This is a genomic window from Micromonospora sp. CNZ286, from assembly GCF_014207755.1.
The window spans coordinates 4501964-4512992 of the sequence record NZ_JACHIZ010000001.1 but is presented as its reverse complement, the minus strand read 5'-3'; the positions used below and the strand labels follow the sequence as shown (position 1 = coordinate 4512992).

Below are 11029 nucleotides of genomic sequence, written 5' to 3'. Positions count from 1 at the left end.
CGAGCGACGCATCCGACCCGGCGCGGTCGCGCCCGCCGGTCCGACGGTGGCGGCGTGAGCGCCGGCGCGCCCGGAGCCGGGCCGACCGTCCTGGTCACCGGCGGCTCCAGCGGGCTCGGCGCGGCGGTGGTCGCCGCGGTGGCCCGCGCCGGCGGGCGCCCGCTGGTGCTGGACCGGCAGCGCCCCGCCGACGGGGTGCCCTGGGTCGAGTGCGACCTGGCCGACACCCGCGCCGCCGAGGCCGCCACCCGCGACCTCGCGGAACGCTCCGGCGGGCTGGACGCCGTGGTCACCGCCGCCGGGATGGACGTGCCCGGGAAGCTGGCCGACATCCCGGCCGAGACCTGGGAGCGGATCGTCACAGTGGATCTGCTCGCCACCGCCGCGGTGATCCGGGCCGCGCTGCCCTGGCTGGAGGCGTCCCGGGGCAGCATCGTCACTGTGGCCTCCACGCTCGGGGTGAAGGCGGTCAGCGACGCGACAGCGTACTGCGCGGCGAAGTTCGGGGTGGTGGGCTTCACCCGGGCGCTCGCCGCGGAACTCGCCGGCGCTGTCGGCGTGACGCTGCTGATCCCGGGCGGGATGCGGACCGCGTTCTTCGACGAGCGGGACGCGCAGTACCGCCCCGGCCCGGACGCGGTGCTCAACGAGCCGGCCGACACCGCCGCCGCCGTCATGTTCGCGCTGTCCCAGCCGGCCGGCTGCGCGGTACGCGAGATGGTGGTCTGCGCCGCGCAGGAGTCCTCGTACCCGTGATCCTGGTGCTGCGGGCGCTCGGGGTCGGCGACCTGGCCACCGCCGTGCCGGCGCTGCGTGGCCTGCGCGCCGGCCTGCCGGGCCGGGAGTTGGTGCTCGCCGCGCCGGGCTGGCTGGCGCCGCTGGCGGAGCTGACCGGGGCGGTCGACCGGGTGCTGCCCACCGCCGGGCCGGACCGGATCGCGTGGACCGGCCCGCCCCCCGAGGTGGCGGTCAACCTGCACGGCCGCGGGCCGCAGTCGCACCGGGCGCTGGCCGCCGTACGCCCCGGCCGGCTGTTCGCCCACAGCAACCCGGGCGCCGGGCACCCGGACGGCCCGGCCTGGGACGACGACGAGCACGAGGTCCGCCGCTGGTGCCGCCTGCTGCACGCGTACGGGCTGCCGGCCGACCCGGGGGACCTGGCGCTGCGGCGTCCGGCGTTGACCGGCGTACCGGCCGGGGTGACGCTGCTGCACCCGGGCGGCAAGATCCCGGCGAAGCGCTGGCCGGCGGACCGGTTCGCCGGGCTGGCCCGGGAGCTGGCCGCGCGCGGGCACCGGGTGGCGGTCACCGGATCGCCGGACGAGCGGGCGCTGGCCGAGAGGGTCGCCCGCGACGCCGGGCTGCCGCCGGAGGCGGTGCTGGCCGGCCGGACCGGACTGGCCGAGATGGCCGCGCTCGTCGCGGGCGCGCGGCTGGTGGTCAGCGGGGACACCGGCGTGGCGCACCTCGCCACCGGCTACGGCACCGCGTCGGTGGTGCTGTTCGGGCCGGTGCCGGCGGCGCACTGGGGCCCACCGCCGGACCGGCCCCGGCACCGGGCGCTGGGTGCGATCGAGCCCACGCCCGTCAACCCGGATTCGACCGGGTCGGGCGGGGTAGGAACCCACCCGACATTGGATGCCATCGGGATCGACGAGGTGGTGGCTGCGGTGGCAGACGTGGAACGGGTCTCCGGTGCGGTTGCGGCGTAGCGATCCGGGCCGGCCGGGATACGCGCGCCGGCGGCGCGGCAAGGGCTGGCTCTTCCTCGACCCGGCCGGCGAGCCGGTGCGCGACGCCGGGGAGCTGACCCGGCTGCGCGAGCTGGTGATCCCGCCCGCCTGGCGGGACGTGTGGATCTCGCCGTACCCGAACGGCCACATCCAGGCCACCGGCATCGACGCGGCGGGCCGCAAGCAGTACCTCTACCACCCGGGCTGGCGGCGCAAGCGCGACGAGGCCAAGTTCGACCACGTGCTGGAGGTGGCGCACCGGCTGCCCGCGCTGCGCGACCGGGTCACGCACGACCTGGCGCTGCGCGGCCTGCGCCGCGAACGGGTGCTGGCCACCGTCGCCCGGCTGCTCGACATGGGCGCGTTCCGGGTCGGCAGCGACCAGTACGCCACCGGCGACGACCCCACGTTCGGCGTGTCCACGCTGCGCCCCGAGCACGCCCGCTCCCGGGGCGGCTGCGTGGTGTTCGAGTTCCCGGCCAAGGGCGGCATCGACCAGGTCCGCCGGATCGAGGACGCCGAACTGTGCCGGGTGCTGCTCAACCTGCGCCGTCGCCGGCGCGCCCAGGAACGGCTGTTCGGCTACTGGGACGGCCGCTCCTGGCGCGACGTGCGCAGCGACGAGGTGAACGACTACCTGCGCGACGCCAGCGGCGGCGAGATGACGGCGAAGGACTTCCGTACCTGGCACGCGACGGTGCTCGCCGCAGCCGAACTGGCCACTGTGGGTCCGCAGCGCTCCGCCACCGCCCGCAGGCGCGCCGTGGCGGGGGTGATGCGTTCGGTGGCCGAACTGCTCGGCAACACCCCGACTGTGGCCCGGACCTCGTACGTGGACCCGCGCGTGGTCGACCTCTACCACGACGGGGTGCTGGCGCCGGTGCAGCCGGAGATGCCGCGCGAGGCGGTGGAGAAGTCGGTGCTGGCGTTGCTGGAGGAGGAGGCCGGCTGACCGCCGACCGGCCCCGTCGGTCCTGGGGGGAAGCGCGACGGGGCCGGAAATCTCGGCCGCCGGTGCGGTCCCGGGAAACATCACCGGGCGGGGCCGCCCGCGGCCGGGACCGCCGCGGACGCCGCGCCCGGCCCCCCGATATCCGCGGGCCCACCGCGAGCGGTACAGGCCCGGGTTTCAGTATGTACGGGACAGGTTGACGGCGGATGCCGTGCTGTTGACGATCCGTGCCGATTCCAGGTGACGGGCCCGGTACTCCTGCGGCGTCTCGCCCTGCGTGGTCCGGAAGACCCGGCTGAAGTGCGCCTTGTCCCGGAAGCCCCAGCGGGCGGCGATGACCTGGATCGAGCGGTCGCTCAGCGCCGGGTCGGCGAGGTCGCGGCGGCACCGGGCCAGCCGCTCGTCCCTGATGTACGCGGCAACTGTGGTCTCCTCGTCCTCGAAGAGCCGGTGCAGGGAGCGCACCGAGATGTGGTGCGCGTCGGCGATCGCGCCCGGGTCGAGCGTGGCGTCGCCGAGGTGCTGGCGCACGTACGCGCGTACCTGGGCCTGGAGGGCCCGGCGCCGGACCTCGGTGGGCATCTCGTCCTCGGAGACGAGGTTGCGGCCGAGCAGCGTGGCGACCAGGTCGAGACCGACGGCGCCGAGCCGCTCCGCGTCGGCCGCGTGGTACTGCTCGGGGTTCGCGGTGATCCGGATGAGGAAGTCGGCGACCAGCCCGCCGACGCCCTCGGAGCCGGACATCCGGCCGGCGAACAGGGGAGCGAGCCGGCGGGGCGGCAACGGCAGCGCGTCGTACGGCATCAGGGCCACGATCGAATGGGCGTACGCGGACCCCGCGGGGTCGGCGTGGTGACTGACCTCGTGCGGGCGGGAGCAGTCGTAGAAGGTGAGGTCGCCGGGGCGGCACCGGGCGCGCTGCCCCTCCTGGTCGGCCTGGCTGGTGCCGCTGAGCGTCAGCGCGAGCAGGTAGTAGTCGGGGTCGGAGCGCTGGATCAGTTTCGAGGTGCGCACGCAGTCCACCGACGGGTAGCGGTAGCGGATGAGCTGCATCCGGCCCAGGTCGACGAACTCGGCCCGGGCGACGAAGTCGTCGGCGTGCGCGGTGCGCACCCGCAGCGGCGTCGGGGTGCTCGCCATCATGTCCAGCCACATGCCGAACCGCTCCCGCGGCGGCAGCGCCTGCGTGTCGAGGACCTGCCGGTGCAGCTTCCCGTCCATAGAACGACTCCCCGTGTTCGTCACGCCCTGCACAAACAGGACGCCCCACGGGGCCGAAAAGCGACACCCGTGGGGCCGTGACGTCCGTCATTGACGGACCGGGGAAACCTCTGTTAGGAGTCCGTTCAGTCGTTCAGCACCTGGGACAGCCGGTCGCGGAAACGGCGCTCGGAGTCGGTCACCGCGTCGCCGCCGAGGCCCAGGATGCCGCCGGTGGAGGCCGCGCCCACCACCTGTTCGGCGATGTCCACCAGCCAGTGCCGGTACGCCCCGGCCTGCCCCTCGTCCACCCGCGCGGCGAGCAGCGCGGACGCCTGCCCGGCCCGGGCCAGCACGTCCTCGATCATCGCCTTCGGGTCCTGCGGCGTGATCACCGGCAGCTCCGCGCCGGTCTCCGGGTCGCCCACCCGGTCGACGACCTCACCGGCCACCGCGGCGACCAGCGGGCTGGCCGACTCCCGGCCGGCGGCGATGGTCTCCAGCCCGGCGGCGTTCTCGGCCATGGTGCGACGGGTGCCGTCGGACTCGGCGGCGGCCGCCGCGGTGAGCACCGACTGCGGCAGCCCCACAAGCAGTCCCCACTCCTCGTCGGAGACGCCGAACCGGGTGTACGCCGGCTGCTCGATCACGATCAGGCCCCTTTCGCCGTGGTCGTCGTTGTCGACGGGCGCCCCCGCGGCGCCCGGGTCAGGCTAGTCCAGCTCCAGCAGGCCCTGTTCGGACACCACGCGCACGGACAGCGTCTTGTAGCCCACCTCGTCGAAGAGCACCGTCATCCGGTCCTCCTCGTAGCTGAGCACCAGACCGGCGCCCCACTCCGGGTGGCGTACCTGGCTGTGCACCGGGAACGGCCCGACCGCGCCGTCACCCGCCACACTGGTGCCCGCGTGGCAGTTGTCGCAGTGCCCGCAGACCTCGTGCATCTGCTCACCGAAGTACGCCAGCAGGGCCTGCCCCCGGCAGCCGGTGGTCTCGGCGAAGGCGCGCATCATGTCGGTACGCGACCGGGTCACTGTCTGCTGCCGTTCCGCCTCGGCCAGCGCGGCGCGGCCGGAGTCGGCGGCCGCCGGCGCGTACCGGGGTGCGCCGATGCGCTGCTTGGCCCGTGGCTCGGCGGCGCCGACCTGCTCCAGCAGGGAGAGGTACTGCCCCAGCTTGCGCGGACCGAGGCCGGTCAGCTCGCGCAGCTCCTTGCGGTTGCGGGCCTTGCCGCGCAGCACCGCGGCGAGTTCGGTCAGTTCCTTCTCGTCCGGCAGACCGCCGCTGAAGTAACGCTGGAGGCCGACGTCCTCGGCGCGCCACAGCAGCAGCACCCGGGCCGGCGAGCCGTCGCGCCCGGCCCGGCCGATCTCCTGGAAGTAGCTGTCCGGCGAGTCGGGCAGCGCCATGTGCACCACCCAGGCGATGTTCGGCTTGTCGATGCCCATGCCGAACGCCGACGTGGCCACCATGATCGGCACCCGGTCGGCGAGGAACGCCTCGTGCAGCTCGTGCCGGGCCGCAGTGGGCATGCCGCCGTGGTAGAACTCGGCCGGGAAACCGGCGCCGGTGAGCCGCTCGGCCAGTTCCTCGGCCGCCCGCCGGGTCGGCACGTAGATGATTCCGGGCCGCTCGTCGTCGCGCAGCAGCGCGATCAGCCGCCGCCACCGGTAGTCGTCGGTCGGGCAGTGGGCCACCTCCAGGAAGAGGTTGGGCCGGTCCAGCCCGGAGACCACCACCTCCGGCTCGCGCAGCCGCAGCCGGGCGATGATGTCGTCGCGTACCGGCGGGGAGGCGGTCGCGGTGAGCGCCACCACCGGCGGGCGGCCCAGGCCGTCGATCAGGTGACCGAGCGCCAGGTAGTCCGGCCGGAAGTCGTGGCCCCACGCGGAGATGCAGTGCGCCTCGTCGATCGCCACCAGCGCCGGCTTCAGCTCGCGGACCTCGGCGAGCCGGTCCGGGTTGCTCAGCGCCTCCGGCGTGATGAACAGGAACTCCGCGCGCCCGGCGCGGATGTCCTCGATCGCCTCGGCCTGCTGGGCGGCGCTCTCGTCCGAGCTGATCCGCACCGCGCGCAGCTCCGGGCGCTGCCGTTCGTTGAGCGCGGCGATCTGGTCCTGCTGCAACGCCAGCAGGGGGGAGATCACCACAGTCGGCCCGGGGATCAGGCTGGCCGGGATCTGGTAGATCGCCGACTTGCCGGCGCCGGTGGGCAGCACCACCAGGGCGTCACGGCGCTTCATCACGGCGCGCATGGCGGCGAGCTGGTTGGGCCGCAGCGCGGTCCAGCCGAACAGGTTCCGCGCCGCCCGGCGCAGGCTGGAGGAGTGCGTGGTCAGTTTCATCAAGCGCCTCAGCTACCCCCGGCGATCCCGCGCGAAACCGGCACCGCCGCTCACCGCCCGGCGCGGATCAGCGGCGGAACATGGCCCGGATCGCGATCAGCAGGAACAGGCCGCCGACCACCAGGCCGAGCAGGCGTACGCCGGGGATGTCGGCGGCGCTGGTGGCGTCGGCGAGCGGCAGAGCGGACATGTGGGAACTCTCCCACGCGAGGTCCGGGGGCGCCAGCGGCTAACAGTAAGGATTGTTGACTATTTAGCTGCGCGGTGTGACCATGTCAGCACCCGCCGGCCCCGGCGGGTCCGTGGGGGAGACGGGGGTACGACAGCACATGAGCGAGCGGACCGAGGGATCGACCGGAGACCTGGCGGCGCTCGCCGCCGCCGTCCTGCAACCGGGGTTCGTCGGCACCACACCGCCGCCGTGGGTGTGCCGCTGGCTCGGCGAGGGCCTCGGCTCGGTGGTCCTGTTCGCCCGCAACGTCGTCGACCACGAGCAGGTCGCCACGCTCACCGCGAACCTGCGCGCCGAGCGGCCCGACGTCATCGTGGCGATCGACGAGGAGGCCGGCGACGTCACCCGGATCGAGTCCGCCCGGGGCAGTTCCCGTCCCGGCAACTACGCGCTCGGCGCTGTCGACGACCCGGCCCTGACCGAGGAGGTCGCCCGCGACCTGGGCGCCGAACTCGCGGCCGTCGGCGTCACGCTGGACTACGCCCCGGACGCCGACGTCAACTCCAACCCGGCCAACCCGGTCATCGGGGTGCGCTCCTTCGGCGCCGACCCGGACCTGGTCGCCCGGCACACCGCCGCCTGGGTACGCGGCCTCCAGGCCGGCGGCGTCGCCGCCTGCGCCAAGCACTTCCCCGGGCACGGCGACACCCGTGTCGACTCGCACCACGACCTGCCCCGCATCGGCGGCGACCGGGCCCGTCTCGACGCGGTCGAGTTGGCCCCGTTCCGCGCCGCCGTGGCCGCCGGGGTGCAGGCGGTGATGACCGGCCACCTGCTGGTGCCGGCGCTGGACCCGGAGCTGCCCGCCACGCTCAGCCCGCGCGTGCTCGGCGGCCTGCTGCGCGAGGAGATGGGCTTCGGCGGCGTGGTGGTCACCGACGCGGTGGAGATGCGCGCGGTGGCCGACCGGTACGGCTTCACCGGCGCCGCCGTGCGCGCGCTCGTGGCCGGCGCGGACGCGATCTGCGTCGGCGGGGAACGGGCCACCGAGGCCGACGCCCGCGAGCTGCGCGACGCGATCGTCGCGGCGGTGATCAGCGGGGAGCTGCCCGAGGAGCGGCTCGCCGAGGCGGCCAAGCGCGTCGGTCAGCTCGCCGCGTGGAGCGTCGCCGCCCGCGCCCGCCGGGCCACCGGCACGCCGCCCGCCGACGGCTCACCGATCGGGCTCGCCGCCGCCCGCCGCGCGGTCCGGGTCACCGGCGACGCCGGGCTGCTGCCGCTGACCGGTCCGGCCCACGTCGTGGAGTTCGCGCCCCCGCGCAACATCGCCATCGGCGAGGAGACGCCGTGGGGCATCGCCGCACCGCTGGCCCACCTGGCGCCCGGCACCACCACCGCCCGCTACGCCGCCGACGCCGTACCGGCCGACCCGGGCGCGGCGCCCGCCGGCCGGCCGCTGGTGCTCGTGGTGCGCGACCTGCATCGGCACGACTGGATGCGGGACGCGGTACGCCGCGCGCTCGCCGCCCGCCCGGACGCGGTGGTGGTCGAGCTGGGCGTGCCCGAGCTGGTCACCGGTGCGGTGCACCTGGCCACCCACGGCGCCACCGCCGCGGCGGCACGGGCCGCCGCCGAGGTGCTGACCGGGGCGCGCTGACTCCCGGTCCGGCCGGGTGGGGAGGTCCCCCGGCCGGGCCGGGCCTCACGGCTTGTCTGCCACCAGGTCGGTGTACTCCGGGTGGCGCTCGATGAACGAGGCCACGAACGGGCACTGCGGCACCACCCGGCCGCCCCGGGCGCGGACCTGGTCCAGAGCGCCCCGGACCAGCGCTGCCCCGACGCCCTGACCCTGGAACCGGTCGTCGACCTCGGTGTGCGTGAACACGAGCGTCTCGCCCCGGAGCGTGTACGCGGTGAACCCGGCCAGCGCGTCGTCCACCAGGATCTCGAAGCGGCGCTTGGCGGTGTTCTCCTCGACCAGAAAGCTCACCGGATCATTCTCCCCTCGGGCCCGGCCAGCCGGTCCAGTTCGGCCAGCAGCCGGTCCACCTCGTCGGCGGTGTTGTAGTGGTAGACGCTGGCCCGCACGGCCCCGCCGCTGCCCCGCAGGCCCATGCCCTCGAAGTACTCGTAGGCGTAGTAGTCGCCGTGCGACAGGCACAGGCCCGCCTCGCCCAGCGCCGCCGCCGTCTGCGCCGGGGCCAGGCCGGCCACCCGGAACGACACGGTCGGGCAGCGCCGCGCCGGTGCGCCGTACACGGTCACGAACGGGCGGTCGGCCAGCCCGGCGAGCAGCCGGTCGAAGACCGCCTCCTCGTGCGCCTGCGCGGCTGCCAGACCGGCGCGTACCCGCTCCCGCCGGTCGCCGGTCGCCTCCGGGTCCAGGCCGGCCAGGTGGTCCACCGCGGCCGTCACCCCGGCCAGCAGCGGGAAGCTCGGCGTGCCGTACTCGAACCGGTCCGGCACCGCGTCGGCGGAGGGCACGAGCTTCGCCGGGCGCAGCGCCTCCCAGCGCGCCGGGTCGGCGACCATCGCCGCCAGGTGCGGCCCGGACCACTTGTAGGCGCTGGTCACCAGGAAGTCCGCGCCGAGCGAGGCCAGGTCGGTCGGGCCGTGCGGCACCGAGTGCACGCCGTCCACGCACACCAGCGCGCCGGCGGCGTGCGCGGTCTTGGCGATCGCCGCCACGTCCGGCACGGTGCCGATCGCGTTGCTGCCGGCGGTCACCGCGACCAGCCGGGTGCGCTCGGTGACCAGGTCGGCGTACTGACCGGCGGGCAGCTCACCGGTCGCCGGGTCGAACTCGGCCCAGCGCACCGTGGCGCCGGACGACTGCGCGGCCTGCACCCACGGGCGGACGTTCGCGTCGTGGTCCAGCCGGGAGACGACCACCTCGTCGCCCGGACGCCAGCCGGCGCCGAGCGTCCGGGCCAGCGTGTACGTCAGCGCTGTCGCGCTCGGCCCGAGCACCACGCCCGACGGCTGCGCGCCGAGCAGGTCGGCGACCGCGGCTCGCGCCCCGGCGACCAGATCCAGCGCCCGGCGGCCGGGCAAGAAGGCGGTGCTGCGGTTGCCCGTCGCGGCGCGCATCGCCCCGGCCACCGCCTCGACGACGGCGGCTGCGGTCTGGGTGCCCCCGGCACCGTCGAAGTGGACGAATCCCTCGCCCAGGGCAGGGTAGGCGGCCCGGACCCGGGCGACGTCGAAAGCCATTCCGGCACCCTAGCGCGCACCCCGGACGCCCTGCCCGGCGTGGCCGTCCCGCGCTCGCCCGCGAGGCCGCTGTGGCGTTCGCCGCCTATCCTTGGACGGGTGACGATCCGACGCGCCACCTCCGCCCCCGCCCGTCGCGCCGCCGGTCTGCTCGCCGGTCTCGCCCTCGGCGCCGCACTGCTCGCCGGATGCAGCTCCGAAGGCGCCGAGACCGACTGCGGTCTGGACGCCTGCACGATCACCTTCGACCGCGGCGTGGAGGCCAGCGCCCGGATCCTCGGCGTCGAGGCGAAGCTGATCGGCGCCGAAGGCGACCAGGTCACGGTCGAGGTCGCCGGGGAACAGCTCTCGCTCACAGTGGGCCAGCAGGCCACCGAGGTCGCCGGCTTCCAGGTCAGCCTGGACAGCGTCAACGATCAGCAGGTGGTGGTGCGGGTCGCCGGCGACCTCAGCGCCTGATCCGTTTCGGCCGTCCCGGCGGGCGGCGACGTTTGGAAAATCGCCCGCCGGGAGATTGAGGGCTCATGTCTCTCACCCGGAACGCCGGAGCCACCGCCGCCCAGGCTCGAAACAGCTGGTGGCTCGAACTGTTGACCCGTGCCGGCTTCATCGGATACGGAATCGTGCACCTGCTCCTCGCCTGGCTGGCGCTGCAGATCGCCTTCGGGAACTCGGGCGAGGAGGGAAACCAGAACGGCGCGCTGCGCACTCTCGGTGAACAGCCGCTCGGGAAGTTCCTCCTGATCGCGATGGCGGTCGGCCTGTTCGCCATGGCGATCTGGCAGGCCTTCGAGGCGATCTCCGGCCACGTGTCCAGGACGGGCAAGGAACGACTGTTCGAACGGATCGCCTCGGTGGTCCGGGTCGTCGTGTTCGTCTGGCTGGGCTGGACCGCGATCAAGGTCTTCCAGGACGCCAGCTCCAACGCCTCCGACCAGCAGCAGCAGCTCTCCGAGAAGCTGATGGCCTCCGACGGCGGCCGGTGGCTGGTCGGCCTGGCCGGGCTCGCGCTCGCCGCGCTCGGCATCGGCATGGTCGTCTACGGCCTGAAGAAGAAGTTCGAGCGCAACCTCAAGACCGGCGAGATGAGCCCGAAGACCCGCCAGCTCACCCGTCGGCTCGGCATGGCCGGGTACGCCTCCCGGGGCGCCGTGTTCGCCATCGCCGGCCTGCTGATCGTGGTCGCCGCTGTGAACTACGACCCGGAGAAGGCGCGTGGCCTCGACGCCGCGCTGCGGACGCTGCGCGACCAGTCGTACGGGCCGTGGCTGCTGGCGCTCATGGCGCTCGGCATCGCCGCGTTCGGTGTCTACTGCTTCTTCCAGTCCCGGTACCGCAAGGTCTGATCCTGGTCGATACCCGGGCCGCCGGGCACCATTGGGCCTTTGCCCGATTCCCGCCCGGTCGGAGGGAG

General features: G+C 74.7%; 12 protein-coding genes. 6 read left to right on the top strand and 6 right to left on the bottom strand.

Going from position 1 to position 11029, the window contains the following annotated elements:
- Positions 1 to 54: 54 nt before the first annotated feature.
- Genes FHX31_RS19655 through FHX31_RS19645 form a run of 3 tightly spaced genes read left to right on the top strand, consistent with a single transcriptional unit; the run spans position 55 to position 2685 of the window.
- Positions 55 to 756, top strand: coding sequence for an SDR family oxidoreductase (locus FHX31_RS19655; RefSeq protein WP_013285402.1), 702 nt, complete (start codon positions 55 to 57; stop codon positions 754 to 756).
- A complete protein-coding gene (locus FHX31_RS19650; RefSeq protein ID WP_184976964.1) occupies positions 753 to 1712 on the top strand; it encodes a glycosyltransferase family 9 protein in 960 nt (319 codons plus the stop codon). The genes FHX31_RS19655 and FHX31_RS19650 overlap by 4 nt, the downstream gene beginning before the upstream one ends.
- Positions 1696 to 2685, top strand: a complete 990-nt coding sequence (locus tag FHX31_RS19645) for a DNA topoisomerase IB (protein ID WP_013285404.1) — start codon at positions 1696 to 1698, stop codon at positions 2683 to 2685. The genes FHX31_RS19650 and FHX31_RS19645 overlap by 17 nt, the downstream gene beginning before the upstream one ends.
- A 177-nt stretch (positions 2686 to 2862) precedes the next feature.
- On the opposite strand, the gene FHX31_RS19640 is transcribed toward FHX31_RS19645, so the two are convergent.
- The 4 genes from FHX31_RS19640 to FHX31_RS32775 form a co-directional block, all read right to left on the bottom strand.
- Positions 2863 to 3906, bottom strand: a complete 1044-nt coding sequence (locus FHX31_RS19640) for an AraC-like ligand-binding domain-containing protein (protein ID WP_013285405.1) — start codon at positions 3904 to 3906, stop codon at positions 2863 to 2865.
- A gap of 125 nt (positions 3907 to 4031) precedes the next feature.
- Positions 4032 to 4535, bottom strand: coding sequence for a hypothetical protein (locus tag FHX31_RS19635; protein ID WP_013285406.1), 504 nt, complete (start codon positions 4533 to 4535; stop codon positions 4032 to 4034).
- A 63-nt stretch (positions 4536 to 4598) separates the two neighbouring features.
- Positions 4599 to 6230 carry a RecQ family ATP-dependent DNA helicase gene (locus FHX31_RS19630; RefSeq protein ID WP_013285407.1) on the bottom strand — a complete coding sequence of 544 codons (1632 nt, stop codon included), beginning with the start codon at positions 6228 to 6230 and terminating at the stop codon, positions 4599 to 4601.
- Positions 6231 to 6297: 67 nt separating this feature from the next.
- The gene (locus FHX31_RS32775) at positions 6298 to 6420 is read right to left on the bottom strand and encodes a hypothetical protein (protein WP_013285408.1); all 123 of its coding nucleotides are present in this window, start codon (positions 6418 to 6420) and stop codon (positions 6298 to 6300) included.
- 139 nt (positions 6421 to 6559) lie between these two features.
- Here FHX31_RS32775 and FHX31_RS19625 point away from each other — a divergent pair, with 139 nt between their 5' ends.
- Positions 6560 to 8059 carry a glycoside hydrolase family 3 protein gene (locus tag FHX31_RS19625; RefSeq protein ID WP_184976963.1) on the top strand — a complete coding sequence of 500 codons (1500 nt, stop codon included), beginning with the start codon at positions 6560 to 6562 and terminating at the stop codon, positions 8057 to 8059.
- Between the two features lie 45 nt (positions 8060 to 8104).
- Here FHX31_RS19625 and FHX31_RS19620 read toward each other — a convergent pair whose 3' ends face one another.
- Positions 8105 to 8392, bottom strand: a complete 288-nt coding sequence (locus FHX31_RS19620) for a GNAT family N-acetyltransferase (RefSeq protein ID WP_184976962.1) — start codon at positions 8390 to 8392, stop codon at positions 8105 to 8107.
- Positions 8389 to 9615: a cysteine desulfurase-like protein gene (locus FHX31_RS19615; protein WP_013474839.1), complete on the bottom strand. Its 1227-nt coding sequence runs from the start codon at positions 9613 to 9615 to the stop codon at positions 8389 to 8391. The genes FHX31_RS19620 and FHX31_RS19615 overlap by 4 nt, the downstream gene beginning before the upstream one ends.
- A gap of 99 nt (positions 9616 to 9714) precedes the next feature.
- Here FHX31_RS19615 and FHX31_RS19610 point away from each other — a divergent pair, with 99 nt between their 5' ends.
- Complete coding sequence (locus FHX31_RS19610) at positions 9715 to 10074, top strand: hypothetical protein (RefSeq protein WP_013474840.1); 360 nt, start codon at positions 9715 to 9717, stop codon at positions 10072 to 10074.
- Between the two features lie 65 nt (positions 10075 to 10139).
- Positions 10140 to 10961, top strand: coding sequence for a DUF1206 domain-containing protein (locus FHX31_RS19605; protein WP_013474841.1), 822 nt, complete (start codon positions 10140 to 10142; stop codon positions 10959 to 10961).
- Positions 10962 to 11029 lie beyond the last annotated feature (68 nt).